This window comes from Sciscionella marina DSM 45152, assembly GCF_000379465.1.
GTDB lineage: Bacteria > Actinomycetota > Actinomycetes > Mycobacteriales > Pseudonocardiaceae > Sciscionella > Sciscionella marina.
In genome coordinates this window covers 38887-64718 of sequence record NZ_KB905385.1, presented here as the reverse complement: position 1 = coordinate 64718, position 25832 = coordinate 38887, and the positions used below count along the sequence as shown (strand labels likewise).

The 25832-nt window shown below is 68.8% G+C and carries 27 protein-coding genes and 1 pseudogene; 12 read left to right on the top strand and 16 right to left on the bottom strand.

Annotated elements, in window-relative coordinates:
* Positions 1 to 71: 71 nt before the first annotated feature.
* From shc to hpnH, 3 genes are read left to right on the top strand one after another with little or no spacing between them, the layout of a single operon-like run.
* Positions 72 to 2057 (top strand): squalene--hopene cyclase, encoded by a 1986-nt coding sequence (gene shc, locus A37U_RS0113080; protein WP_020497097.1) that lies wholly within the window; start codon positions 72 to 74, stop codon positions 2055 to 2057.
* On the top strand, positions 2054 to 2638 hold the full coding sequence (locus A37U_RS0113075; protein ID WP_020497096.1) for a nucleoside phosphorylase-I family protein: 585 nt from the start codon (positions 2054 to 2056) through the stop codon (positions 2636 to 2638). The genes shc and A37U_RS0113075 overlap by 4 nt, the downstream gene beginning before the upstream one ends.
* A gap of 7 nt (positions 2639 to 2645) precedes the next feature.
* Positions 2646 to 3656, top strand: coding sequence for an adenosyl-hopene transferase HpnH (gene hpnH, locus A37U_RS0113070; protein WP_026197179.1), 1011 nt, complete (start codon positions 2646 to 2648; stop codon positions 3654 to 3656).
* 52 nt (positions 3657 to 3708) lie between these two features.
* Here the strand turns inward: hpnH and A37U_RS0113065 are convergent, their stop codons facing one another.
* On the bottom strand, positions 3709 to 3897 hold the full coding sequence (locus A37U_RS0113065; RefSeq protein WP_020497094.1) for a hypothetical protein: 189 nt from the start codon (positions 3895 to 3897) through the stop codon (positions 3709 to 3711).
* Between the two features lie 162 nt (positions 3898 to 4059).
* Between A37U_RS0113065 and A37U_RS0113060 the strand changes: the two genes are divergently transcribed.
* Positions 4060 to 5016 (top strand): chitinase, encoded by a 957-nt coding sequence (locus tag A37U_RS0113060; RefSeq protein ID WP_020497093.1) that lies wholly within the window; start codon positions 4060 to 4062, stop codon positions 5014 to 5016.
* Between the two features lie 6 nt (positions 5017 to 5022).
* Here A37U_RS0113060 and A37U_RS0113055 read toward each other — a convergent pair whose 3' ends face one another.
* Both A37U_RS0113055 and A37U_RS43455 read right to left on the bottom strand, forming a co-directional pair.
* On the bottom strand, positions 5023 to 5751 hold the full coding sequence (locus A37U_RS0113055; protein WP_338055005.1) for an SDR family NAD(P)-dependent oxidoreductase: 729 nt from the start codon (positions 5749 to 5751) through the stop codon (positions 5023 to 5025).
* Positions 5752 to 5907: 156 nt separating this feature from the next.
* On the bottom strand, positions 5908 to 8286 hold the full coding sequence (locus A37U_RS43455; RefSeq protein WP_157182804.1) for an MGDG synthase family glycosyltransferase: 2379 nt from the start codon (positions 8284 to 8286) through the stop codon (positions 5908 to 5910).
* 72 nt (positions 8287 to 8358) lie between these two features.
* Here A37U_RS43455 and A37U_RS0113045 point away from each other — a divergent pair, with 72 nt between their 5' ends.
* Positions 8359 to 8988 carry a DUF5134 domain-containing protein gene (locus A37U_RS0113045; protein ID WP_083933454.1) on the top strand — a complete coding sequence of 210 codons (630 nt, stop codon included), beginning with the start codon at positions 8359 to 8361 and terminating at the stop codon, positions 8986 to 8988.
* Between the two features lie 123 nt (positions 8989 to 9111).
* Positions 9112 to 9750, top strand: coding sequence for a class I SAM-dependent methyltransferase (locus tag A37U_RS0113040; protein ID WP_020497089.1), 639 nt, complete (start codon positions 9112 to 9114; stop codon positions 9748 to 9750).
* A 22-nt stretch (positions 9751 to 9772) separates the two neighbouring features.
* Here A37U_RS0113040 and A37U_RS0113035 read toward each other — a convergent pair whose 3' ends face one another.
* From A37U_RS0113035 to A37U_RS0113020, 4 genes are read right to left on the bottom strand one after another with little or no spacing between them, the layout of a single operon-like run.
* Positions 9773 to 10417 (bottom strand): response regulator transcription factor, encoded by a 645-nt coding sequence (locus A37U_RS0113035; RefSeq protein WP_020497088.1) that lies wholly within the window; start codon positions 10415 to 10417, stop codon positions 9773 to 9775.
* A complete protein-coding gene (locus A37U_RS43450) occupies positions 10414 to 11574 on the bottom strand; it encodes a sensor histidine kinase (protein WP_020497087.1) in 1161 nt (386 codons plus the stop codon). The genes A37U_RS0113035 and A37U_RS43450 overlap by 4 nt, the downstream gene beginning before the upstream one ends.
* Positions 11571 to 12212, bottom strand: a complete 642-nt coding sequence (locus A37U_RS0113025; RefSeq protein ID WP_020497086.1) for a response regulator — start codon at positions 12210 to 12212, stop codon at positions 11571 to 11573. The genes A37U_RS43450 and A37U_RS0113025 overlap by 4 nt, the downstream gene beginning before the upstream one ends.
* Complete coding sequence (locus A37U_RS0113020) at positions 12209 to 13369, bottom strand: sensor histidine kinase (protein ID WP_020497085.1); 1161 nt, start codon at positions 13367 to 13369, stop codon at positions 12209 to 12211. Before A37U_RS0113020 ends, A37U_RS0113025 begins: the two co-directional genes overlap by 4 nt.
* An 88-nt stretch (positions 13370 to 13457) precedes the next feature.
* On the opposite strand from A37U_RS0113020, the gene A37U_RS0113015 reads away from it, so the two are divergent.
* Positions 13458 to 14057, top strand: a complete 600-nt coding sequence (locus A37U_RS0113015) for a hypothetical protein (protein ID WP_020497084.1) — start codon at positions 13458 to 13460, stop codon at positions 14055 to 14057.
* A gap of 40 nt (positions 14058 to 14097) precedes the next feature.
* A complete protein-coding gene (locus A37U_RS0113010) occupies positions 14098 to 14937 on the top strand; it encodes an SDR family NAD(P)-dependent oxidoreductase (protein WP_026197173.1) in 840 nt (279 codons plus the stop codon).
* Here the strand turns inward: A37U_RS0113010 and A37U_RS0113005 are convergent.
* Entirely contained in the window at positions 14894 to 15418 is a 525-nt protein-coding gene (locus A37U_RS0113005; protein WP_020497082.1) for a DUF2127 domain-containing protein, read from the bottom strand. The genes A37U_RS0113010 and A37U_RS0113005 overlap by 44 nt on opposite strands.
* A gap of 332 nt (positions 15419 to 15750) precedes the next feature.
* On the opposite strand from A37U_RS0113005, the gene A37U_RS0113000 reads away from it, so the two are divergent.
* Positions 15751 to 16914, top strand: coding sequence for a lactate 2-monooxygenase (locus tag A37U_RS0113000; protein ID WP_020497081.1), 1164 nt, complete (start codon positions 15751 to 15753; stop codon positions 16912 to 16914).
* On the opposite strand, the gene A37U_RS0112995 is transcribed toward A37U_RS0113000, so the two are convergent.
* On the bottom strand, positions 16901 to 17173 hold the full coding sequence (locus tag A37U_RS0112995; RefSeq protein WP_020497080.1) for a YciI family protein: 273 nt from the start codon (positions 17171 to 17173) through the stop codon (positions 16901 to 16903). The genes A37U_RS0113000 and A37U_RS0112995 overlap by 14 nt on opposite strands.
* Positions 17174 to 17230: 57 nt before the next feature.
* On the opposite strand from A37U_RS0112995, the gene A37U_RS43445 reads away from it, so the two are divergent.
* Positions 17231 to 17908, top strand: coding sequence for a Crp/Fnr family transcriptional regulator (locus A37U_RS43445; RefSeq protein WP_020497079.1), 678 nt, complete (start codon positions 17231 to 17233; stop codon positions 17906 to 17908).
* Positions 17909 to 17917: 9 nt separating this feature from the next.
* Entirely contained in the window at positions 17918 to 18487 is a 570-nt protein-coding gene (locus A37U_RS52885) for a TetR/AcrR family transcriptional regulator (RefSeq protein ID WP_083933447.1), read from the top strand.
* A 21-nt stretch (positions 18488 to 18508) separates the two neighbouring features.
* Here the strand turns inward: A37U_RS52885 and A37U_RS53600 are convergent.
* From A37U_RS53600 to A37U_RS0112975, 3 genes and pseudogenes are all read right to left on the bottom strand, one after another.
* Positions 18509 to 19531 (bottom strand): annotated as a pseudogene (locus tag A37U_RS53600) (MFS transporter); the annotation flags it as partial.
* Between the two features lie 90 nt (positions 19532 to 19621).
* Entirely contained in the window at positions 19622 to 19750 is a 129-nt protein-coding gene (locus A37U_RS54405) for a hypothetical protein (protein ID WP_020497077.1), read from the bottom strand.
* Entirely contained in the window at positions 19747 to 21426 is a 1680-nt protein-coding gene (locus A37U_RS0112975; protein ID WP_157182802.1) for a bifunctional 3'-5' exonuclease/DNA polymerase, read from the bottom strand. Before A37U_RS0112975 ends, A37U_RS54405 begins: the two co-directional genes overlap by 4 nt.
* 92 nt (positions 21427 to 21518) lie before the next feature.
* Between A37U_RS0112975 and A37U_RS0112970 the strand changes: the two genes are divergently transcribed.
* Positions 21519 to 23156 (top strand): acyl-CoA synthetase, encoded by a 1638-nt coding sequence (locus A37U_RS0112970; protein WP_020497075.1) that lies wholly within the window; start codon positions 21519 to 21521, stop codon positions 23154 to 23156.
* 492 nt (positions 23157 to 23648) lie between these two features.
* Here A37U_RS0112970 and A37U_RS0112965 read toward each other — a convergent pair whose 3' ends face one another.
* From A37U_RS0112965 to A37U_RS0112950, 4 genes are all read right to left on the bottom strand, one after another.
* The gene (locus A37U_RS0112965; protein ID WP_020497074.1) at positions 23649 to 24683 is read right to left on the bottom strand and encodes a baeRF2 domain-containing protein; all 1035 of its coding nucleotides are present in this window, start codon (positions 24681 to 24683) and stop codon (positions 23649 to 23651) included.
* 37 nt (positions 24684 to 24720) lie between these two features.
* Positions 24721 to 25035 (bottom strand): DUF2795 domain-containing protein, encoded by a 315-nt coding sequence (locus A37U_RS0112960; protein WP_026197171.1) that lies wholly within the window; start codon positions 25033 to 25035, stop codon positions 24721 to 24723.
* A gap of 27 nt (positions 25036 to 25062) precedes the next feature.
* Entirely contained in the window at positions 25063 to 25482 is a 420-nt protein-coding gene (locus A37U_RS0112955; protein WP_020497072.1) for a DUF2267 domain-containing protein, read from the bottom strand.
* 79 nt (positions 25483 to 25561) lie between these two features.
* Positions 25562 to 25792, bottom strand: coding sequence for a CsbD family protein (locus A37U_RS0112950; RefSeq protein ID WP_020497071.1), 231 nt, complete (start codon positions 25790 to 25792; stop codon positions 25562 to 25564).
* Between the last annotated feature and the right edge of the window lie 40 nt (positions 25793 to 25832).

Sequence of the window (25832 nt, the reverse complement as noted above, 5' to 3'; positions counted from 1 at the left end):
GAGCTTGCGAGCGAACCAGACAGCAGAGCAGCTATGCGAACGGTGTCGACGAGCACCAGCGAGGAGACAGCGTGAGCTATACGGTACTCGACAGCGAGCTGACCACCGACGAAGCCGAGGTGACCGAGGCGCTGTTGCGCGCCCGTGAGCACCTGCTCTCCCTGCAGAACGAGCAGGGCTGGTGGAAAGGCAAGCTGCGGACCAACGTCACGATGGATGCCGAGGATCTGTTCCTGCGTCAGTTCCTCGGGATCCGCACCGAGGAGCAGACCGAGCAGACCGCTCGCTGGATCCGCTCCCAGCAAGCCGAGGACGGCACCTGGGCGACTTTCCCCGGCGGACCCGCCGAACTGTCCACCACGGTCGAGGCCTACATCGCGCTCCGCCTCGCCGGGGACGACCCGCAGGTACGGCACATGCGGCTGGCGCGGGACTACATCCTCTCCCAGGGCGGTATCCCGAAGACCCGGATCTTCACCCGGTTCTGGCTCGCGATGTTCGGCGAATGGTCCTGGGACGACCTCCCGGTGCTGCCACCGGAGATGATCTTCCTGCCCTCCTGGTTCCCGCTGAACACCTACGACTGGGCGGCATGGGCGCGCCAGACGGTCATGGCGCTCACCGTGGTCAGCGCCATGCGCCCGGTGCGCTCGCTGGGCATCGGCATCACCGAGCTCTACATCGACAAGCCGAAACGCTCGATCTTCGCGCTGCCCACACTGCCCAAGCTCGCCGAGCTCAACCCGATGCGGCTGGTGGACGCCCGGGACAAGCTGCGCGACGACTTCTTCAGCACCGCGTTCAACGGGCTGGACTGGCTGCTGCACCGGCACGAAGACTCCCCGGTCAAACCACTGCGCGAATCGGCGCTGCGCCAGGTCGGCGAGTGGATCATCGCCCGCCAGGAGGCCGACGGCGGCTGGGGCGGCATCCAGCCCCCGTGGGTGTACTCGATCATCGCGCTGACCCTGCTCGGCTACCAGATGGACCACCCGGTGCTGGACAAGGCGATCAACGGGCTCGACGGGTTCACCGTCTGGGAGGAGACCCCGGACGGCACGATGCGCTGGTTCGAGGCCTGCCAGTCCCCGGTGTGGGACACCGCGCTCGCGCTCAACGCCCTGCTCGACGCGGGTATCCCGGCGGACAACGAGTCCGTGGTCACCGCGACCGACTGGCTGCTCGCCGAGCAGATCACCGTGCCGGGTGACTGGACGGTGCAGCGGCCCGGCGTGGAATGCGGTGGCTGGGCCTTCGAGTTCGCCAACGACATCTACCCGGACACCGACGACACCTCGGAGATCGTGCTCGCGCTCAACCGGGTCAAGCACCCGCAGCGGCAGGGCGCGGTACGAGCCTCCATCGAGAAGGCGACTACCTGGCTCACCGCGATGCGGTCCAAGGACGGCGGCTGGGGCGCGTTCGACGCGGACAACACCCAGTGGCTGGTCAACTATGTGCCGTTCTGCGATTTCGGCGCCGTCATCGACCCGCCGTCGGCCGATGTCACCGCGCACATCGTGGAGATGTACACCGCGCTGGGCATGACGCACAGCCGGCCGGCACGCGACGGGCTGCGCTGGCTGCTCGACTCCCAGGAGGAAGACGGTTCCTGGTACGGCCGCTGGGGCGCGAACTACATCTACGGCACCGGTGCCGTGGTTCCCGCGCTGATCAAGTCCGGCATCTCCGCGGGGGACAACCGGATCCGGCGCGCGGTCGCCTGGCTGTACGAGAAGCAGAACCCGGACGGCGGCTGGGGCGAGGATCTGCGGTCCTATGTGGACACGACCTGGAGCGGTAAGGGAACCTCCACCCCCTCGCAGACCGCGTGGGCGCTGCTGGCCCTGCTGGCCGCCGGTGAGCGCGGGCCGAAGGCGGACGCCGGGATCCGCTGGCTGATGAGCAACCAGCGCGCCGACGGCGGCTGGGACGAGGAACAGTTCACCGGGACCGGATTCCCCGGCGACTTCTACATCAGCTATGAGCTCTACCGGCTGGTCTTCCCGATCAACGCGATCGGCCGCTACCTCGGAACGGACCAACCTGCATCATGACCGTTACCGTGCTCGCCCCGCTGCGCATCGAAGCCCTTTCGATGCGCAGCGCGGGCGCGCACGTACTGCGCACCGGAATGGGCAGGGCGCGCTCGCTGCGTGCCGCGCCCGCCACCACGGAACCGGCGGTCGTCGCCGGGTTCGGCGGTGCCCTCGACGGTGCCGTGTCCGCAGGCGACCTCGTCGTCGGCAACTGCGTGCGCGCCGAGGACGGGGCCGAGTTCGCGCTCACCGAGCCCGAACGCCTCGCCGCGCTGCTGCGCGAATCAGGACTCACCGTGCACCTCGGACCGGTCGTCACCACGGCCGCGATCGTGCACGGCGCGCGGCGATCCCAACTCGCCGCGACCGGTGCGCTCATCGCCGATATGGAATCCGCGCACCTGCTGCACCGGGTGACCGGTCCCCGAGCGGTCATCAGGGCCGTCGTCGACACCCCGCGGTTCCCGCTGTCCCACCCGCGCACCGTCACCGCGGGCATCGCGGCGATTCGTACGCTGCGTAGAGTGGGACCAGGAATGCGCAAATGGGCCGAGGAAACGACGACCCTCAACACTCCCGCGGTAGATTTGGAGGTCTGAAACTCGTATGGCTGTACCAGTGCGACAGGCACTTCGTGTAGGTGCCTACATTTTCAAGAACAAAATCAGGGGCGTGAAGAAATTCCCGCTCGTCGTCGAACTGGAAACCCTGTTCGCGTGCAACCTCTCCTGCGCGGGGTGCGGCAAGATCCAGCACCCGGCCGATGTGCTCAAGCGCAGGATGCCGGTCGAACAGGCAGTCGGCGCGATCGAGGAATCCGGTGCGCCCATGGTCGCCATCTCCGGCGGCGAACCGCTGATGCACCCGCAGATCGACGTCATCGTCAACGAACTGGTCAAGCGCAAGAAGTTCGTCACCCTGTGCACGAACGCCATGCTGGTGCGCAAGCGGATCGACAAGTTCGATTTCAAACCCTCGCCGTATTTCCAGTGGGCCATTCACATCGACGGTCTGCGGGATGCGCACGATGCCTCGGTGTGCAAGGAAGGCGTCTTCGACGAGGCGATGGAGGCGATCAAGGAGCTGCAGTCCCGCGGATTCCGCGTCACCAGTAACTCCACCTTCTTCTCCACGGACACCCCGCAGAGCATCATCGACACCTTCGACTACCTCAACGACGTGGTCAAGGTCGACGAGATGGAATTCTCCCCCGCGTACGCCTACGAGAAAGCTCCCGACCAGGACCACTTCCTCGGTGTGCAGGAAACCCGCGAACTGTTCAAGAAGGTGTTCGCGGACGGTCGCCGCAAGAAATGGCGGCTCAACCACTCGCCGCTGTTCCTCGATTTCCTCGAGGGCAAGGTCGATTTCCAGTGCACCGCGTGGGGAATTCCCTCGTATTCCCTTTTCGGGTGGCAGAAACCCTGCTACCTGATGTCCGATGGGTACGCCAAGACCTACAAGGAACTCATCGAGACGACCGACTGGGACAAATACGGCAGGGGCAAGGACCCCCGCTGCGACAACTGCATGGCGCACTGCGGCTACGAACCGACCGCCGTGCTGGCCACCATGGGCTCGCTCAAGGAGTCCATCCGGGCGGCCATCGAGAAATAACGCGGAGACAGCGGATCCCCCGGACCGGGCACGTACGGCTCGGACCGGGGGATCACTCGTCCCTTGTCGAGCGCGCCGCCGCCTCCGGCATCGTGATCAGCTCGGTCAGCCAGTCACCCGTTTCCCGGGCCACATCGCGCACCGCACCGGTGACGATCGTGGCGATATTGCCGATGTGCGCCGAGGCCGACTCGGTGAGCTCCTGGACGGTGTCCTTACCCGCCTCGAACCGGTCGATCATGGGTTTCTCCTCGTTCGCTGATTCCGTTCGCTGGTATCGCCGAACCCATCCTACGAGGTTCGGTCAATTGTGAAGCGACGATGGTCGGTACCGATCAAGCTCGGCCGCTGCGATGCTACGTGGCGCTTTTTCCTGAGCCTTTCGCAGAGCCGAGGAGATCAGATGTCCCGCAAGTCCTTCCTTGCCACCGCCGTCGCCGCAGTCACCGGATGCGCGCTCGCCGTCCCGTTCACCGCTGACGCCCAGACCACGGCGAGCGCGACCGCCGCCCCCTATGTCGACATGTCGAATTCCCAGGTGGACATGCTCCACCAGGCGATAACCGGGGCCGGACTCAAGTCGTTCAGCGCCGCTTTCGTCACCGGTTCCGGATGCGACCAGATCTGGGGCGACACGCTGCCGATCGGCAAGGATCCGAAGGTCGACGGGGAGATCGAGAAGGCGCGATCCGAAGGCGCGAGCCCGATCATCTCCACCGGTGGCGCCGCGGGCCTGCCACTCGCCTGGACCTGCACCGATCAGCAGGCCATCCAGAAGGGCTACCAGCAGATCATCGACACCTACAAGGTGAACCAGCTGGACTTCGACATCGAGGGCGCCGCCCAGAACGACACCGCGGCCGCCGCGCGGAACATGAAAGCGGTGAAAGCACTCAAAGCGAGTAACCCGGACCTCGAGATCTCGGTCACCCTGCCGGTACTGCCGGACGGGCTCACCCAGGACGGGCTGAAACCCGTGCAGGCCGCCAAAGACGCCGGGGTGCGCATCGACATCGTCAACATCATGGCGATGGACTACAACCAGGGCAGCCAGGACATGGGCAAGGCCGCGACCAGCGCCGCCCAGGCGACCCTCAAACAGATCCAGGGCATCGATTCCGGCTACAGCAATGCCAATATCGGTATCACCCCGATGATCGGCACCAACGACGACAATTCCACACTCACCATGGACAACGCGAAAGCGGTCGCCGAATGGGCGAAATCGAATCAGGTGGGGCGGCTTTCCTTCTGGTCGCTGAACCGCGACAAAGCCTGTGATTCCGCCGCCCGCGCCTCCTCCACCTGCAGCGGGGTGGCACAGAGCCCACTCGATTTCACCAAGGCGTTCACCGGTTAGCAGCGGCTATTCGAAGCGGCTCCGCAGGGCGCGCACCAGCCCCGGTGCGGCCCCGCCGAGCCGGGCCGGGAACCGCAGCCAGGACGGCACGAACACCTCGGCCCTGCCGCGTTCGATGGCGGCGATAGTGGCCTCCGCGACCCGCTGCGGCGCAACGGGTCGCGGGCGGGAGCGGTCATAGGCAGCGCCACGCCGTTCGAAGAACGCGGTGTCCACGACCCCGGGAACGACGGTGGTGACCCGCACCCCCTTCGGCCGCGCGGCGAGCCGCACGCTTTCCGCGAAGGTGGCCATGCCTGCCTTCGCCCCGGAATACGCGGCCTCCTCGGCCACCGCCATGGCACCGGCGATGCTCGTGATGTAGGCGAGCGCGCCGTGCCCCCGGTCCAGCATCCCGGGCAGCAGCGCGCGGGTGAGCAGCATGTTCGCCGTGAGGTTCACGGTGATCAGTTCGCCGATCCGGTCCGTTGGCATGGCGGCGAAATCCCCGGCGTATCCGAACCCGGCGTTGCCGATGAACACATCGACATCGCCGACCGCGGCCGCCAGTTCCACGCAGGCACCCGGTTCGGCGAGATCGCCCGCGAAGTTCTCGTGCCCGTGCAGCGCGGATCCGGTGCGCCCAGCGGCGAGAATGTGCGCACCACGGCGCGCCAGCAGCCGAGCGAGTTCGGCGCCGATCCCGGAGGATGCCCCGGTGATCAGTACCCGCGCACCCGCCCAGTTCATACTCATGCGGTCGCCTCGCTTCGCGAGACTGTGTTCGACCTCTTTCGGCGCATGAGGTCCATGATTCGCTCGCAAGCTTCACTCATGCGGTCGCCTCGCTTCGCGAGACTGTGTTCGACCTCTTTCGGCGCATGAGGTCCACGATTCGCTCGCAAGCTTCACTCATGCGGTCCTCATCCGCAGCGCGGCGTACTCGGCCTCGATGCGCGCGCACAACCGCTCGGCGGTCTCGGCCCCGTCCGGATCGGTGGCGATGCACACGGTGACCTCCTTGGCCCACAACATGAATCCGGCGGCGAACGCGGTCCCTTTGGCCAGCGGCAGGATCGGGTACACCGAACCGATCAGCGAGCCACGCACCTTGAGCACCCCGCGCGCGCCGGGCAGGATCGAGGCGATCATGTTGAACCAGTTGCCGGAGTTGAAGTTTGCCGCGAGCATCCGGTGCAGCGGCGCGGGCAGCCCGCCCATGACGCGCACCACGAGCCGCGCGGCCGCGGGCGCACCGGATTCCTCCTCATCGCGCAATGCCTCGGCGGTGCGTTTGATCCGCTCCGGCAGCTCCATCTCGGCGACCGGGAGATCGAGCCGGATCGCCCCGGTGTGGTTGCCCGCCGAGCGGAAGGTACGCACGCTGCGGGTGGACTGCGGAACGGTGAGCCGGGCGCCGTTCTGCGTGTCCGGCACCTCGGCGCGCAGGGCCTCGGCGAGCAGGCCGAGCACCACATCCGGGACCGTGACCCCGAGTTCGGTCGCGATCTCGTTCAACCCGGGCTGGTCCAGCCAGGCTCGCCGGTAGCGGCGTTCCCGAGTGGTGACCGCACGGTTGAGCGAATTCGGTTTCACCGCGCCGCCGCGGGCGAGCGTGTACAGCCCGCGCACCAGCTGGCGCGGGGTGACCGTCTCCGGCTCGTCGAACGGCGCGAGCTCCTGCGGCCATGGGTTTCCGCGCGAGGCGGACACCAGCGAGCCGGTGACCGCCATCCCGTCGGCGAAGGAATGGTGCGAGCTCACCAGGAATGCCGCGCGTCCGCCCTCGAGCCCGCTGACCAGCCGTGCCCGCCCGGCGTACTGATACGGATCCAGCCGCGCGGAGAAGAACTCCCCGAGCGCGGCGTCCAGTGCCGCCTCCTCGCCCTGCTCGGCGACCTGTTCGGAAATGTCCACAAGGGACAGCCGGATGTCGCTGTCCCCGATCCGGTCGTCCACCAGTCGCGGATGGCGCAGCCAGCGGCGGCGCATCCGGTTGCGCCCACCGGGAAGCGCGCCGAACAGTACCTCTGCCTCCGCGCGCCCCGGCAGAGTGCCGTCCTCCTTGGGATGCAGGACCAGCACCGCGCCCAGCTGCTGAGGATGGTTTTTCCCGTCCGCGTAAAGGAAAATCGAGTCCTGGGCGCGCACCCGGTGCGGGGCGGGCACGGATCCGGCCAGGTCCACGAGCGCCTCGTCCAGGCTGGGGTGATCACGCACGTGCTCGCGGGCCCGGCGTTCGATGGCGGCCAGCCGCGTCGGTTCGGCGAGCAATTCGCGCACCGTCCTGGTCAGCGAACCGCGATCCGGGCACAGAATGGCCAGCCCGGCATCGGCCATCAGGCGCGCATTGGCCTTCCCGTGCGCGGCAATGGGCTGATACATCAGCACCGCGCGTTCACAGGCCAGCGCCTCAAGGGAGGTCGCCCCGCCCGCGTTGGTGACGAGCACATCGCAGGCGGCGAGCAGCTCGGGAACCTCGTCGGTCCAGCCGTAGGCGATCAGCCGCGGATCCCCGGGACTGACCGCGTTCACCTTGGCGCGCAAGGCATCGTTGCGCCCGCACACCGCGAGCACGGTCACCGACTCGTCGGCGCTGAGCAGTTCGTGCACCGCGGCGGCAACCGAGCCGAAGCCGAGCGATCCGCAGGAGACCACGGCCACGAACCCGTCCACCGGAAGACCGAGCCGCTTGCGCGCGGCGAGCCGGTCACCGGGCACGAACCGGCCGGTCACCGGGGGCCTGCTCACCGAGACCGGTGCCTTGGGCACGCACACCCGCGCCGGGCCGGTCGCGACATCGTGCATCACCACATTGCGGTCGATGCGGTCATAGACCCAGAACGGGTGCGGGGCGAAATCCGAGATCCACGCGCCGACCGGGGCGGAGAGCTCTCCCCTGCGGCGCAACCAGTTCAGCCCGGCGGTGCCGAGCGGATAGGTGGGCAACACCAGATCCGGGCGGAACTCGCGCAGCACCCCGCGCAGCGAGCGTCCCGCCCATTCCGCGACGAACCGTTTCGCGGCGTGCGCGAACCAGGGGCGGTGCCACAGCGAGTCGTAGAAGAACTCGTAGAGCCATGGCGTCGACTCCACATTGGTCACGTAAGTCCAGCGGAAGGCGGGCCCGACGGCCTTGCCCATCGCGTCCAGCGTGTCCACCCACCGGACCTGCGCATCCGGCCACAGCACGTGCACCCGCTCCTCGAGCGCGCGGCCGGTCGCGTTGTGCCCCTCACCCATGTTCGCGGAAACGATCAGTACTCGTTTCACCGAAGGCGCTTCTGACACGTCAGCACCCCACTCTGCTTTACTTCCCAGTGAAGAAACCTGTTCTGACGTGCACGTTACTGGACGGCCCCGATGACAAGATCGACTACGGTGGGCAAAAAGACTCCCGGGTCACACCGAATCACCCGTATCGGGCTGGGCTCACTCGGTGCGGTGGCCGTACTCGTGGTGTCCAGCGGGCACGTGCTCGGCACCTGGGCGGCCCTGCTCGCCGCACTGCTGTTCGCCGCGGTCCTCGTGGTGCACCTGAGCCATATGCGCGGAGTGGACCGGCCGCTCGCGGTGTGGCATGCCGGGCACGTGCTCATGGCCGCGGGCATGGTGCTGATGAACCTGCCGTGGCTGACGATCCCGTCGCTGCTGGCCCAGGGTGTGTTCCTGGCCTGTGCCCTCGCCGGGCTCGTCCTGGCGGTCAGCGGGCGGATGCGCGGGCACGGGCTGATCACGCTCGCCCCGATGGGCGTCATCGACCTGCTCGGCATGGCCTTCATGTACGTGGTGCCCACCCCTGGTTTCGCCTGGCTGACCGTGGTGTTCGCGGCGTGGTTCCTGGCACAGGCCGGGTGGTGGGCGCGCGGACGGGGGCCCACCGCAGCACAACACGGTGCCGCCGTCCGGGTGAGCCTGGCCGTGATGGGGCTCGGGATGGCCTCGATGCTGGTGGCCATGCAGTTCCTGATGAGCCCGATGCCCGGGATGTGAGCACTGCCCGGGACGCGCGCCGAGAATTCACCGGCCAATCGACCCACAGTAGGACGCGAGTGGGTATGTTGCTGCATGAGAATGGACGTAGGCGCAGGTTCGTTCCCGACAGGAGTGCTGACCATGACCCATCCGGCGAACGGTGCCGGTTCCCCGCTGCACCTGAACCGGCCGAGGGGGCGCGATGCCTGGCGGTTCGCGCGGCAGTTCTTCCGTTCCCCCATGACCACGGCCTCACTCGTGCCCAGCTCCAGCTACCTCGCCGAACGGATGGTCGCCCCCATTCCCCGTACCGGTGACCCGGCGGTGGTGGAACTCGGCGCGGGCACCGGGGCGTTCACCGCGGCCGCCCAGCGAGTGCTCGGCGGGCGCGGTACCCATGTCGCGATCGAGTGCAACCGGGAATGGGCCCGGCTGCTCGCCTCGCGCTATCCCGGCGTGGATGTGGTCTGCGCCGACGCCCACGACCTGCTCGACGTGCTCGCCGCGCGCGGCATGCGGGCAGACGTCGTGATCAGCGGGCTGCCCTGGGCGGCGTACTGGCCCAAGGACAAGCAGCCGCTGGTGGAACTGGTCGCGGACTCGCTCGTGGAGCGCGGCTCGTTCACCCAGTTCTCCTACGCCTGGAGCCGCTGGGCCCCGCCCGCGCGCCGCCAGCACCGGGAACTGCGGGAGAACTTCGAGGAAACCGTCGTCTCGCGCACCGTGATGCGCAATTTCCCGCCCGCCTATGTCTACTTCGCCCGCCGCCCGCGAGCTTGATGATTCCTGTTGCGGCCCGCGCCTAACTCCCGGTGATCCCGATGCGAAAGGCGTAGCGCACCGCCTCGGCTCGGGTGCGCACGCCGATCTTCGCGAACAGGTTGTTGATGTGCGTCTTCACCGTGGTCTCCCCGATGACCAGGTGTGCGGCGATGTCCGCGTTCGACAGGCCATCGGCGATCAGGCCGAGCACTTCGGCCTCCCGCCCGGTCAGTCCCACGGGTTTGCCGGAACTCTCCTGGCTCGCCGCACCGGAAAAGGCCGCGAGCAGCCGGTCCGAAACGGTGCGGTCGAAGGTGGCGTGCCCGGCGGCCGCCGAGCGCACCGCGGCCGCGATCTCGTCCCGTCCGGCGTCCTTGGTCAGGTAGCCGCGCGCCCCGGCCCCGAGCGCCTCGCTGATCGACTCGTCATCGGCGTAGGTGGTCAGGACGAGCACCGCGGTCCCGGACCGGCGCGCCAGGATCTGCCGGGTCGCCTCGGCCCCGCCGAGCACGGGCATGCGCAGGTCCATCAGCACCACATCGGGCCCGTGTTCCGCCACGAACTCGACGGCGGCGTTCCCGTCCGCGGCCTCACCCACGACCTCGATATCGGCGCACATCCCGAGCAGCGCGACAAGCCCCTCCCGCATGAGGTGCTGGTCGTCCACCACGAGCACGCCGATCACGCCTGCTCCCCTTGCTGATCCGGAACGCTGACCCGCACCGTCCATCCCCTCCCTTCCGCGCCGTCCGACGGCCCCGCCTCGAGGCTGCCCCCGGCGAGGGCGAGCCGTTCGGCCATCCCGGTGAGCCCGTGCCCACCACCCGCCGCGTCCACGGCTCCGCCCGCTCCGCTGTCGTGCACCGTGAGGCCGACCGTGTCCGTATCGAATGCCAAGCGTACGGCCACCGGAGCGCCCGGGGCGTGCTTGGCGGCGTTGGTCAGCGCCTCCCTGGCGACGCGCAGCAGGGCGACGGTGACCGCGGCGTCGAGCGGGCGCGGCGTCCCGGTGCAGGTGAAACCGGTCTCGGTCTGGTGATCCCGCCCGTGCGCGGCGGTGATCTCGGTCAGCGCCTCGGCGAGCGGGGGCACCTCGCCGCGCAGCGCGGCCACCGCGGACCGGGCCTCGGCGAGCCCCTCGGCGGCGAGCCTGCGGGCCCGGGAAACGCGCGCGGTGGCCGCCTGCGGGTCCCCGCCCTCGGTCAGCATGGCCTCGGCGACCTCGAGCTGTACACCGAGCGCGCCGAGCGAATGGGCGAGCACATCGTGCAGTTCGCGGGCAATGCGGGTGCGCTCGTCCAGCGCGGCGGCCCGGGCCTGTTCGGCCTGGGTGCGTCTGGTCTGCTCGAGCAGTTCCCTGGTGGCCATCGCCTGGGCGCGGTACTGGCGCAGGCCGAAGCCGACGATGCCGAGCATGACCACGGTGAGCACATGGTCGAACTGCAGCTCGCCGAACACCGCCTCGCTGCCCGCGACGAGCGCACCGGCCAGGAAGGGCGCGGCGAGGGCCACCGACAAGCGAAGCGTGGGCAGCGAGGTCATCCTGGCGATGAACACCGCGACGAACAGCATCGCGGTCACATCCACGGCGAACCCGTCCACCACCGCGTTGACCAGGCCACCGAGCGCGAGCGGGACCCAGGTGAGCCCGGAGTCGTGGAAATCGAGCACCAGGTACACCGGCCAGAGCGCCACCGTGCAGCCGTAGACCGCCCACATCCAGGGCTCGGTCTCCTGGGTCGCGGCGAGGTTGGCGATCACGACCACCGTGCCGAGCGCGTGGATGGCCACCCAGCTGAACACCGAGAGCCGAGGGGGGTCGGTCTGCTGAAGCTCGGTCACAGTCCCGCCTCCCGTGCTCGGATCGCGGCCTGCACCCGGGAGCTGAGCCCGAGCTTGGTGAGCAGGCTGGACACGTGCGTTTTCACCGTGGCCTGGGCGACGTAGAGCTCCCGGGAGATCTGCGCGTTCGAGTAGCCCTTGCCGAGGCAGGAGAGCACATCCCGTTCCCGCTCGGTGAGCGCGTCCAGCCAGTCCGGAGCCTCCGGCGGCCCACTCGTGGCGAATGCGCTCAGCAGTCGCTTGGTGATGGCGGGCTCGATGATCGCCTCCCCGGCGGCCACGGTGCGCACCGCATCGGCGAGCCGGGCCCCGTCCACGGATTTGAGCAGGAAGCCGCTCGCCCCGGCGCGCAGCGCCCCGTAGACGTAGGAGTCCAGGTCGAAGGTGGTCAGCATGAGTACCGCGGCATGCCCCTCGGCGAGGATCCGCGCGGTCGCCGCGATCCCGTCCAGCCCCGGCATCCGCACATCCATCAACACCGCATCGGGGCGCAGCCGCCCGGCGAGCTCCACGGCGGCGTTCCCGTCCCCCGCCTCGCCGACGACCTCGATCCCCTCCGCAGCACCGAGCATCAGCGCGAGCCCGGAACGGATCGCGGCATGGTCGTCGGCCAGCAGCACCCTGATCATCGCGCTCATACTCTCAGTACGGCGCCGGACAGCGGTAATTCGGCATGCACCAGCCATTCGCCACCGGACATCCCGATCAGCGCCGTGCCACCCACATCCGAGGCGCGCTCACGGATATTGGTCACTCCCATACCGGTGCCGGAACGGCCGCCGCTCGCGGTGATGGCATTGCGCACCTCGAGCTCCAGCCGGTCCCCGCGCGCCCGCACCCGCAGGCGCACCTCGGCCCCGGGGGCGTGCCGGGTGACATTGGCCAGTGCCTCGGACAGGATGCGGTACCCGGCGAGGTCCACGGCCGCGGGGACGGCGGGAATGTCGAGCTCGGCGTGCACCGGGGAACCGCTCGCGCGCACCGATTCGAGCAGCGGCGCCAGCTCGGCCAGTCCCCGCGGTGCCTGCCGGGAATCGGTCCCGCCCTCGGTTCCCGCGCGCAGCAGCCCGATCATCGCGCGCATCTCCTCGAGCGCGGTCAGGCTCTCCCCGCGGATCGCGGTCAGTGCCTCGTGCCGCGCCTGTGGTTCGTGCACCAGCAGCGCCGCTTCGGAACGCACCGCGATCGCCGAGAGGTGCGCGGCGATCACGTCGTGCAGATCGCGCGCCATCCTGGCCCGTTCCCCGTCCACCGCCGCCCGCCGATCCAGTACCGCACGCTCCCGTTCCGCGGTGGCGATCTCGGCCTGGGAGCGGACGTTCAGCGCCCACCACATCGGCACCAGCGCGATCGCGAACACCTGGAGCCCGATCGGGAACAGCAGCCGCCAGTTTCCTTGCAGCACCGCGAACAGCACGCTCACCGCGATCCCGGCGAGCAGCACGACCGCGATCGCGATCCGGGAGGTCCGCCGCGAGGTGTAGAGCACCACGCTGAAGACCACGTCGCCGATCACGAACACCATCGGCAGTGTCGGCCCGAGCAGACCGTCGGCGAGCACACCGGCCAGTGCGACCCCGATCGCGGCGAACGTGGACCACGAGCGCAGCAACTGGGCCGCGCAGGCGATGCCGAACAACAGCACCCGCGACCAGTAGGGCCCCTCGAGCGGGATCCCGGTGTTCGAGGCCACCCCGGCGAGGTAGAAGCCGATCCCGAGCGCGAAGGTCGTGAGGGCGGCCACGAGGTCCCTGCGCAGGGGAGTCGCGAACACCGCACGGAACCTGGTCAGCACGCCCCCATGACACCACAGCACCCGGGCACACCAGCTCCGTCGAAAGACTGAGGCAGGTCGCGACCGATGGCCGAGGTGCGGGCGGGCCATGGTCGGCAGGCTGGTGCCCATGGGGAAGATTCTCGGGTTCTTCGGCGCCAATCCGGTCGCCGCGGTGATGCTCGGCGCGGAGATCGCCTTCTGGGTGCTGATCGCGCTGGGGCTGATATTCCGGTATCCGCTGCGGATGCGGCGCACCGGTGCCGGACTGCTGCTGTGTGTGCCGATCGTGGACCTGGTGCTGCTCGTGGCCATCGGCTTCGGCCTCTCCGGCGGGGCCGCGGCGACCGGCTGGCATGCGCTCGGCACCGCGTACCTCGGGTTCAGCGTCGCCTTCGGGCATTCCATGGTGCGCTGGGCGGACGGCTGGTTCGCCTACCGGTTCGCCGGCGGACCGCGGCCGATGAAACCACCGCGCTACGGCGAGCCCGGACGCGCGGCGAAGGAATGGCGCGAGTTCGGCAAGTACGCGCTCGCCGTGGCCATCACCGCGGCGGCCATGGCGGCGCTGACCTTCGGGGTGAGTTCACTCGCGGCCACCTCGGCGCTGTGGCAGGGCGTACTGCCGAAACTGCTCATGGTGGGTCTGATCTGGTTCCTCCTCGGCCCGGTGTGGGCGAGCCTGAGCCGCGCGAAAGTCCCCACCTGACACCTTGCGCATCTAACTTACTAACAGTAAGTTCTGCTTCATGCGGAACGTGAATGGCAAGGTCGCCGTGATCACCGGGGCCGGTTCGGGGATCGGTGCCGCCCTGGCCCGTCAGCTCGCCGCCGCGAACGCGCGGCTGGCGCTCTCGGACGTCAACGCCGATGGGCTCGCCGAGACCGCCGCCGCCTGCGAGCGCGCGGGTGCGCAGGTGCGCTCCTATGCCCTGGATGTGGCCGACCGGGCCGCGGTGGTCGAGCATGCCGATGCGGTGCGGGCCGATTTCGGCGCGGTCAACCTGATGGTGAACAACGCGGGGGTGGCGCTCGTCGGTGCCCTCGAGGAGACCTCCTTCGAGGACCTGGACTGGATCCTGGGCATCAATTTCCACGGGGTCATCAACGGGAGCAAGGCGTTTCTGCCGCACCTCATCGACTCCGGGGACGGGCACCTGGTCAATATCTCGAGCGTGTTCGGGCTGATCGGGGTTCCGACGCAGAGCGCGTACTGTGCCGCCAAATTCGGGGTGCGCGGATTCACCGAAAGCCTCCGCCAGGAAATGCGCATCGCGAAACATCCGGTCGGGGTCACCTGTGTGCACCCCGGTGGTATCCGCACCAATATCGCCCGCAGTGCCCGCCAGGCGGACGGTTACCGCCCCGCGGTCGGGCAGGACATGGGCGCGGCGTTCGACCGGATCGCGCGCACCACCCCGGACGCGGCGGCGCGGCGCATTCTCGGTGCGGTGCGCAAGAATTCGGCGCGAGTGCTGATCGGTTTCGACGCGGTCGCGATCGACGGAATGCCGCGCGCCCTCGGTTCGCGGTATCAGCAGCTGGTCACGAGCGCGGTACGGCTCGGTCTCCGGCGACCTGACCGCTAGGGTGCAGCTGGGTCGCCAGCACCACGACGATCGCCGCGTCCACCGCGACGATCGCCATCAGCAGCGGGCTGCCGTGTGCCGACCACAATGCCTCGAACACGGTCAGGAAGCCGAAAACGAGCACCGCGGCCAGGTTCGCGAACCTCGCCCGCAGCAGCACGAGCAGCGCGAGCACCAGCTTCACCGCGGCGACCGCGAACAGACCGATGATCAGCCACATATGCCCATCGGGGCGCATCCGTTCACTCGCCGTCGCGATGTGCACCGCGAACCGCTTCCCAGGGTCTCCCACCATGTCCCGGGTGACCAGAATGTTCGGCGCGCCGGAGAGCACGCCGCCCGGGATCAGCACGAGCAGCGTGGCGAAGGCGAGCTGCACGAACGCGTCCAGCGCCTTTACCATCGCGGCCGGACCGACCAGGTGCAGGGCGCGCACCCGGGCGCCCAGAAGCCCCGTAACGCTGAGTGCCCGGTTGTGCATGGTCCTCACCAAGGTCGATAGTGTGCCACTCGCCTCGTCGCGCTTGTTCGAAGGGTGCCTCACCTGCGAAGAATCCCAAAGTCCCTGCCTCATTGCGCTGACCGTTTTGCACCGGACCGGGCGGATAAGCCGGGAAAATCCACCCCATTTGGAGTATGCGACTCCAGTCGAGCTACTCACCGTAGTAGTCGATCTCGGCCACACAGTGATTGGTACTCGCCGGAGTAGCACAACGATTTCGGATGTTGCTCATCCGGCGGCCTGTTAAAACATGATCTTGTTTGGCACGCTTATTACGCGGGGGGTGCGGGCGCACACAGGGAGAAATCAGGATGACAGCGGGGCATGGCAGTTATCAGAGCGAAATTTACGCGGCGGGGCTCGCCGACCAGGTTCCTCCGTTCACCACGAATGGCGCCGGCCTGGAATCCAGTGCACGGGAAATCATGCCGAAAGAGGCCTTCGGCTATGTGGCCGGAGCGGCCGGAGCGGGCAAGACCGCCGAGGCGAATCGGGCGGCATTCGACAACTGGCGCATCGTGCCCCGCATGCTGCGGGACGCGACCGCGCGGCAAACGGCCACCGAGGTGCTCGGCACGATGATGCCGGCACCGGTACTGCTCGCCCCGATCGGCGTGCAGTCCATCCTGCATCCGGAAGGGGAACTCGCCACCGCGCGGGCGGCGGCGGAACTGGGGGTGCCGATGGTGATGTCCACCGCCTCCTCGTACTCCATCGAGGATGTCGCCGAGGCCAACGGAGAGGGATCGCGCTGGTTCCAGCTCTACTGGCCGAACGATCCGGACGTGTGCGTGAGCATCCTGCAACGCGCCGAGAAGGCCGATTTCACCACGCTCGTGGTCACCCTGGACACCTGGCAGCTCGGCTGGCGCCCGAGCGACCTCGATTCGGCCTATCTGCCCTTCCTGCGCGGGATCGGCACCGAGGTCTACTTCTCCGATCCGGTGTTCCGCGCGGGACTGTCCGCGAGCCCCGAGGAAGACCTCGGATCCGCGGTCGCGCACTGGCTGCCGATGTTCAGCGGAACCGACCGGAATTGGGAGAATCTCCCGTTTCTGCGTGAGCACTGGGGCGGACCCATTGTGCTCAAAGGGATCCAGCACATCGACGACGCGCGCCGGGCCGTCGAGGCCGGGATGGACGGGATCGTCGTGTCCAACCACGGCGGGCGTCAGGTGGACGGTGCGATCGCCTCACTCGACGCGCTGCCCGGGATCGCCGAGGCCGTCGGGGACCGGATCGAGATCCTGTTCGACTCCGGGATCCGCACCGGGGCGGACGCCATCAAGGCACTGTCGCTCGGGGCACGCGCCGTGCTGCTCGGCCGTCCCTACGCCTACGGGCTCGCGCACGCCGGGCAGGCCGGGGTGCGGCACACGCTGCGTGGTTTCCTCGCCGAACTGGATCTGACGCTGAGTCTTTCGGGCAACCGGGAACTCGCCGATCTCGGCAGGCACACCCTCAGCCGGGCCTGAGGCCGGGAAGCGGGCTCCACTCCCGGATCTCGCGCACCGTGACACCCGGGGTCCGGTAGTACGGGTCCGCGGCGAGCTCCGCCTCGATCCCGGATTCGTCCGTGTCGAACACCAGCAGTGCTCCGGATCCGTCCCGCCATGGCCCGGCCATCAGCAGCACGCCATCGGCGTGCAGCCGGGTCAGCCGTTCCCGGTGCGCGGGGCGCGCGGCCAGCCTGCGTTCATCGGCGCCGAATTCCAGTGTCAGTACGAAAGCCATGCATGGCAGGCTAGGCGGGAACTGGCGCGCCGCGCTGTATCGCGTGATACTCGGACCGTGGCAGCCGATCTCCGTTCGCTCTCCGCGGTCCCCCTGTTCGCGACGGTGGACGCGGCGCGGCTGCGGCGGCTCGCCGAACGCTCCGCGGTACGCAGCTATGCCGCCGGGGCAGCGGTGGTATTGCACGGTCAGCCGGGCGCCCATCTGCTCGTGCTGGAATCCGGTTCGCTGACCGCGGTGCGGGAGACCGCGCACGGGCAGCGCCGCCGCCTCGGCGAGTTCACCGCGCCCTGTGCGGTGGACAAGGCGGCGATCTTCGACCACTCCGGGCACAGCGCGACCTGGCTGGCGAGCAGCCGCAGCCGGGTCCGGTTCGTGCCGGCCGCGGAACTGTCCGTCCTGATCGCGGAGTACCCGACCGTGCACGCCAAGGTGCTCGGCCACCTTGCCGGAACGCTGCGCGAGTACCGCGCCGAACTGGTGCACGCCAGCTTCGCCGACACCACGGCCCGCGTCGCGGCGTGGATCAGCGCCGCGGCCGCGGACGGTGCGGGCACGGTGCACCTTCCCGGGGCGCAACAGGGGCTCGCCGAAGCCGTCGGGGCGACCCGGGTCTCGGTGAACCGGGCACTGCGCACACTCGCCGGGGAAGGACTGCTGCGGATCGGCAAGGGCAGCGTCGAGGTGCGGGCACCCGCCGGGCTGGCCGAGCGCGGGAAGGCCTTCGGGACCTAAAATGACGGCATGGGCACGCAGGCGAACTCGGGACGGCAACGGCTGCTCGAGGCCGCGCACCGGCTGTTCTACACGCACGGGGTGCACGGGGTCGGCATCGATACGGTGATCGAGGAGGCCGGGGTCGCCAAGATGACCCTGTACCGCAATTTCGGCTCGAAGGACGAATTGGTCGCCGCCTATCTCACCGAGCGCGATGAGTACTGGCGCAATCGCTGGCGGGCACGTACATCCGAAGGAGAACGCCGGGAGCGGGTGCGCGGATTCTTCGACGTGCTCGTGGAATGGGCGGCGGAGAAGGACTTCCGCGGCTGCGCCTTCGTGAACGCGCACGGGGAACACGATCAGGGCCCGGCGACGCTCGCCGCGATCACCGCGCACAAGGAATGGGTCCGCGCGCACCTGCGCGAGATCACCGGGGACGAAGCGCTCGCCGAACAGCTATTCGCCCTGATGGAGGGCGCCGCAGTGATCACCTCGATCACCGGGGGGAGCAGCACCGTGCACCAGGCCAGGATCGCCGCCCTGACTCTGCTCGACGCGCAGCCCGAACGCGAGTACCAGGCCACCGGCGGCTAGCACGGTCAGCAGGTACCCGGTGAACGAATAGGAACCGGTGGCCTGCACGAGAAATCCGGTCGCGGCCGGTCCGAGCGAGGCGCCGAGCCCCACCGCCGTGTAGATCAGGCCGAGCCGGTTGGGCAGTTCGCGCGCCCCGTAGAGCTCGGCGAGCACCACCGGGGTGAGCGCGATGTAACCGCCGTAGCCGAAGCCGAACACCGCGGCGAACACGAGCAGCTGCGGATAGCCCTGCGCGCTCGCCCAGATCGGCAGGCTCAGCGTGACACAGGCATAGCAGCCGAGATACAGGGTCATGGTGCGCAGCCGGCCCGAGGCGAGCCCGAGCAGCAGCCGTCCGGCGATGCTCGTCGCCCCGATCACCGAGACGAGCACGGCCGCCCGCACCGGGGAGAGACCGAGCCGCACCGCCGATGGCGAGAGGTGCACGTACGGCACGTAGAGCGCGCAGTTGAGCAACAATGCGGAGAGGTAGAGCCTGCCGAATCCGCCCGCTCGCCCGCTCCCCCGCGCGGTATCGGCCGGTTCGGGTGGCGGGGCGAGCAGTAACAGGATCAGCAGCAGCACCACGATCGCGACCACCGCGCAGATCCGGAACGCCGCGCGCCAGCCCGATTCGGCGACCAACAGCGCGATCAGCGGCGGACCGGCGACCGTGCCGAGCCCGATCCCGCAGAACGCGATCCCGGTCGCCACCGAGCGGTAACGGGCGAACCAGCGACCGAGCGCACCGATCACCGGGACATACATCGCCCCGATACCGAGGCCGACACCGAGCCCGTAGCCCGCATAGGCCTGCCAGGGCGCGGTGGCCAGGGATGTGGCGAACAGCCCGAGCGCGAACACCAGTGCCCCGGCCCCGAACACCACGCGGAGCCCGAACCGTTCGGCGAGCGGAGCGGTGACCACGCCGAGGCAGAAGAACAGCAGCGAGGTCAGCGAGAACAGCACCGAGGCCGCGCCCGTGCCGACCCCGAAGGCGCGCGCCATCGGGGTGAGGAACTGCCCGTAGCTGTACGCGATACCGAACAGCACGAACAGCATCAGCGTGGCACCGGTGAGGACGGCCCAGGCGCGGCCGCGATCGAGTTGCTGCACAGACCCAGGATGAGACAGACCAGTCTCCCTCGTCAATCAGGAGGTGCAGCAACCGGTGCTCGTGCAGGAACTCCGGCGCAGCCCGGCCGCGGGGAGGGCGCCGGCCACCTCGCCGATACCGTGCCGCCACTCGACGGTCAGGGTGGCCTCGATTCCCCTGCTCACTTGGCGTCGGCGTAGCAGTCCACCACGTTCGCCGGGAGCGGGAAGCGCACCTTCGTCCGGCCGAACACGAGCCTGCGAGCCTGTTCGGCGGCTCGCTCCACCAGTTCCGCGCAGCGCGGCGCGTCCCGCGCGCGGCAGTGCACGATGATCTCGTCGTGCACGAAGAAGACCAGTTCGGCATCGGGCAGTTCGTCGAGCAGGTCCAGGCGCAGGGTGGCGAGCACGGTCAGCGCCCAGTCCGAAGCGCTGGACTGCACCACGAAGTTGCGGGTGAACCGGCCCCAGTCGCGTGCCGCGCGCAGTGAGTCCAGGCCGGCCTCGCCCATCAGCGCGGCGGGCGGGGGCGAGGTCCTGCCGAGCACCGAGCGCACGCTGCGGCCGTGCTCCCCGTGCCGCGCGGCCCGCTCGACGTAACCGATCGCCTCGGGGAACCGCTTGCGCAACACGGCGAGCAATGCGGCCGCGTGGCCCGCGGTGCCCCCGTACATCGCGGAGAGCATGGCGATCTTGGCGTCGTGCCGCTGCCCGGCGAACGCGTCCTCGGCCAGGCTTTCGTACATATCGCCCGCGGTGGCCAGCTCGGCGAGCCGGGAATCCTCGGACAGCGCGGCGAGCACCCGCGGTTCCAGCTGAGCCGCATCGGCCACGACCAGCCGCCGGCCCGGATCCGCGCGCACACAGGTGCGCAGCAGCTTCGGCAGTTGCAGCGCGGCACCGCCCCGGCTCGCCCAGCGCCCGGAGACCACCCCGCCGACGACGAACTCGGGGCAGAACCGGCCCTCGCGCACCCATTCGTCCAGCCAGAACCAGCCGTGCGCGGCGTAGAGCCGGGACAGCTCCTTGTACCTGAGCAGCGGGGCCACCGCGGGATGCTCGATCTCGCGCAGCACGGCGGCCTTGGTGGAGGGCAGGTCGATCCCGGCCCGGGCGAAGGCACGCTGCACGCTGCCTGGATGTTCCGGGTTCACCGGTTTGCCACCGAACGCCTCGCTGACCTCGGTGGCCAGGTCGGCGAGCACTTTCGGGCGGGCCCCGTTCGCCGGTCGCGGGCCGAACAGCCCGGTGAGCAGTTCGGCGTGCACATCGGCGCGGTACGGCAACCCGTTCGCCTGCATCTCGGCGGCCGCGAGCGCACCGGCCGATTCCGCGGCGACCAGCATCCGCAGCCGGGGTGCCCAGGCACTGCCCTCGATGCGGCGCAACTGGTCGGCGAGCACCTCGGCGCAGGCGCGCGCGGGGCTGACCCCACCGGGGAGCGGATCCGGTTCGGTCTCGAACAGCACCGGCTGCGCCGAGGGTCGCCGGGTGCGCGCCTGCTCCTCCGGAACGGGTAACCCGGCCAGCCGCGCGTAGGCGGCGGCGAGCGTGGCCGGTTCGCCGTAGCGCCCCTCGAAGGACAGCAGGATCGACTCCACGAGCGCAAGGTCGTGACAGCGCCGCACCCGCACCCCGGCCTCGAGCAGGCTCGCGTATTCCTCCCCGCCGAACACCCAGCGCGGGTGCTCGGCGCGTTCGATTCCGGTCACCGCGGCGACAAGGCCGGGCACCGTCCGCGCATCGAGGACAGCGCCCGATTCGGTGCAGCGCAGCACATCCCAGCCGTTCTCCGCGGCACCGGCGATCACGTACACGGGCCCATTATCTCCGGTGGGTCCGACAGGTGAGCAGGCACACATACCGGCGTTCAGGAATGTTTCTGGGTTACGGTGCGCCCGCTTGTCGGGTACGTTGCGAAATCAGCATCGACATCGTGGTCTTGGGAGGTGCCGTGGCTTCACTGCTCGGGAAGGTTCCCACGCTCGCCGGACGGATCCCCACCGTCGCGCGCGGGGTGGATGTGCTGCGCAAGGCGGGACTGTTCAACCCGCTCCGGCTCGACGACGCACTGCGTTCCACCGTGTCCATGCGCCGCTGGGGCCCGGTCACCGGTGCCGTGCGGATCGCCGCGGGACACAATCCGGACGGGCTCGCCATCGTGGACGAGCGCTCCGAGCACACCTTCGCCGAACTGGACCGCGACTCGAACGCGCTGGCCAGGGCCTGGCGCGAGGCCGGAGTGCGGCAAGGAAGCACCATCGGCATCCTGTGCCGGGATCACTACGGAATGGTGCTGGCCATGGTCGCGGCCGGGAAGACCGGCGCGAAGGCTCTGCTGGGCAACACCGGCTTCTCCAAACCACAGCTGCACGATGTCGCCGAGCGCGAGGGCGTCACCATCGCCGTGTACGACGAGGAGTTCGGCGAGCTCATGTCCGCGCTGCCGGACGGGGTGACCCGTTACCTCGCCTGGGTGGACGAGCCGGACGCGAAGCACGAGGTACCCACCCTCGCCGAGACCGTCGCCACGACCAGCGCCGCCGAGGTCCCGGTACCGGACAAGGCCGGCGGCATCGTACTGCTCACCTCGGGCACCACCGGAACTCCCAAGGGCGCCCAGCGTGAGGTCCGGTCCCCGCTCGCCGCGGCCGAGTTCCTGGACCGCATTCCGCTGCGTTCCGGGGAGACCACGCTCATCTGCGCGCCGATCTTCCACGGCACCGGGCTCTCCCAGTTCCTCATCACCCTGGCCCTCGGCTCCACGACCGTGCTGCGCAGGCGGTTCGATCCGGAGGCCGCGCTCAACTCCATCCAGCACTACCGGGCCAGCGCGCTCGTCGTGGTGCCGACCATGCTGCAGCGCATCCTCGACCTGGGTGAGCAGACACTCGCCCGCTATGACACCTCCACACTGCGCATCGTGTTCACCGCGGGTTCAGCGCTCTCTCCCGAGCTCGGCAACCGCGCGACCGAGGTGTTCGGCCAGGTCGTCCACAACCTCTACGGCTCCACCGAGGTCGCCGTGGCCAGCGTGGCCACCCCCGAGGACTGGCGCAGGGCACCGGGCACCGTCGGCCGCTGCCCCGTCGGCTGCGAGGTGCGGCTCTACGACAAGGCGGGCAACCGGGTCATCACTCCGAACAAACAGGGCAGGGTGTTCGTGCGCAGCGGGATCGCGTTCAGCGGCTACACCGGCGGCGGGAGCAAGGAGGAGATCGACGGGCTGCTCTCCTCCGGGGACGTCGGGCACTTCGACGCCGACGGGCTGCTGTTCATCGACGGCCGCGACGACGACATGATCGTCTCCGGTGGCGAGAACGTGTACCCCATCGAGATCGAGAACCTGCTCGTCGAGCACGCGCAGGTTTCCGATGCCGCCGTCATCGGGGTCCCGGACGACGAGTTCGGCCAGCGTCTCAAGGCCTTCGTGGTCACCGAGCCGGGCGCGAAGGTGGACGCCGAGGAGATCAAGGCCTACGTCAAGGCCAACCTCGCACGGTACAAAGTGCCGCGGGATATCACGTTCATCGAGGAGCTGCCGCGTAATCCGACGGGCAAGATCCTGCGCAACAAGCTCGCGCAGTCGTAGAGTTCGTTTCGCCATGCCCCTCGCGAGCGGGGTCGGCCCGCCGGTGCCTTCGAGACGAGAACCGGTCCGGCCCCGGGCAACGGGTAACACCACCGTGACGGATCTCGGTACTTCGGCAGTTCGTGAAACCGCCCTGACTCGGATGTGCCGGGCTCGGTGCTCGGCTCCGGTTTCCGGGCTAGTGGCTGCCGAAGCGGTCGTTCATCCAGGTCACGTACGCTGAGCAGCGCGTCCGCCACCACCGGGGCACCGCCCACCACCCAGCCCAGCGCGGACATTCGGGTATGGACCAGCACGGTCGCCCCGGACTCCACGCCCAGCCGCCGCAGTTCCGTCACCAGCTGCGTCCGTGTCACCAGCGATCCACACATATCCCCCTTCATGGTCCGCCGGGCAATCACGGGCCCGGCAAGGGGATCGTGGGGATCCGCCCTTCGCGCGCCCCGGCCGGACCTGCCGCGGCGCGCCCACGGGTGTCCTGCGCGGCGACCGTCAGGAGTCGATGGGATAGCGCAGGAGGGCGCCGACACCGTCGGTCATACCGGTGCCCTTGGCGACGAGCCCGAATGCGGAACCAGTCTCGGCGCACACTTTGAGCAGGAATGCTTCCCGCGAGGCGGGTGTCTCGTCCTCGTACAGCAAGGTATCGACCGCTCCGAGCTCGGCGGCCTTGGCGACCTGCTCGTTACCGTCCACCGCCTGACCGTGCGCGAGCCCGGTGTTGAATCGCTCGGCATGCTCGGCATTGCCCGCCGTGGCGTGTTCACCGGCGATGACCAGCAAGCGCTCGGCCAGGGCCTCCTCCGAGGCACCCTTGTCCCTGCCCCCGCTGTCGGTCTCGATGACCTGTTCGGCGATGTCGTCGGTGAGCTGCTGGCGAACCGCGGTACGCGCCTGCACCTCTCCGGCGAGCACGATCACCCGCGGGCGGAACCGGGAAGCCGTCTTACGCAGCGCTTCGACGATGTCCTTGGCGTTGCGCCGGACGGTCTCGTCGGCGTGACGCTGGATCTGGTTGTGTGAGAGCGCCCCACCGCGCGGCTTGTGCACACCGTCGGAACCGCTGCCCTCGACCTGTTTTTCGCCCACCTCACGCGGCTCGTGCTGCTCTGCGACCACTTCGCTGATCAGCTGCGCCCCGTGCGCATCACAGACGGCGACGAGCAGCCGCACCGACCGCGCCAGCTCACGGGCATACGAACCCAGTTCGGGCACTATCGTCCAGTGCGCGTCATCGCCCGAACCGAGCGCCGCGTCCCAGGGTTCGTTGAGCACCACACCGTCTTCGGCCGCGACGAGCACCCGACCGTTGGCCTGTTCCTCGCCGAACTCCGCACCACCGAGTTCGGCATCCAGGGCATCCAGCACCGTTTCCGTCGCTCCCGCCTCGGCCAGTCGTTCGCGCAGGGCGTGCCATCGCAGCCGCATCTGCTCTGCCGAATCCTCCCCCGGTGAGCGACCCTCCAGATACACGCTCGCGAAGGGACCGTCGTGTTCGTAGACACCGCGCAAGTTCGATAAGTCCATGTGCCTGCTTTTCTCGGGTCGGGTATCGGGTGACTGCTCAGCTGCCGCGGTTCTCGCCGAGTTCTTCGACGATGGGATGGTCCGGCGTCTCGGTGTGCGACTCCGCAAGCCCGTCCTGAGTGCGCTGCCGATCCTGTTCGGCCTTGTCGGCATCGGACTGTCCTTCGGTCATCGGCACCGCACCGGCGACATCGGCGAAATTGGCATAGGAAACCGGCTGCACCGTGCGCAACGCGGTGACCGTTTCCGTATCGGCCTCGTTGAGCCGCGCCCGGGCGAGCAATTCGTCTTTGTCCGCCGGATAATCAACGTCCGTCAAGGCATTCTTCAACCGTCGACGATCAGTGGCCATTGGCTGACTCGCTTTCCGTGGTGTCGGTCATTCGCCCGAATCGGGATGTGGGCCGAACATCGCCGAGAGCTCCGGTGGCAACTGGGCGATCGTATCGGCGAGCTCATCACCGGAAGCGGTGCGCCGTAACACGTTCAGTACCGCAACCACCTGCTGTTCGACCCGTTCGGTGTCCACGGCGGGAATCCGCGCGCCGATGCTGTCCAGGAAATTGAATTTGTCGAACCGGCTCGCGTTTCCGCTCTGCTCGGTCAGCACGGAACCGAGCTCATCGGGCAACCACCGCGCCAACTGTGCGGCCTCCCCACCGGAGATCGCCTGGCCGAGCACCTCGATCGTCGCCTGCGACAGCTGCGAGGCCTCTTCGTAGCGGTCGACGTGGGCGCGCTGCGCCACGGCTTCCACGAACCTCCGCATGTCCTGTGAATGAGTGGTCAGCAGGTCCATGATCCCTTCCCCTCAGCCTTGTCCACGTTTCCGTACTCGCATCCGACGAAGCCCATGGCCGGGCAGCCGATCGCGGTGTTCACCGCCGTCGTTCGGTCTCGTCTTTCTTGTCGCCGTCTTTCTTGTCGCCGCCAACGGCATCGCGTACGGCCCCGGTGACCTTGCCCGCCGCGTCTTTGACCGAGTCCTTGGCCTTGGCCAGACCGTGTTGGGCCTGCCCTTCGCTTTCCAGCTCCTCGTCGCCGGTCGCCTTGCCCGCGGTCTTCTTCAGCTTGCCGGTCACCTGGTCGATCTTGTCATTGGTGCTCATTTCCCACTCCGTTCCGGATCATCGTCCGTGCTCTTCGGAC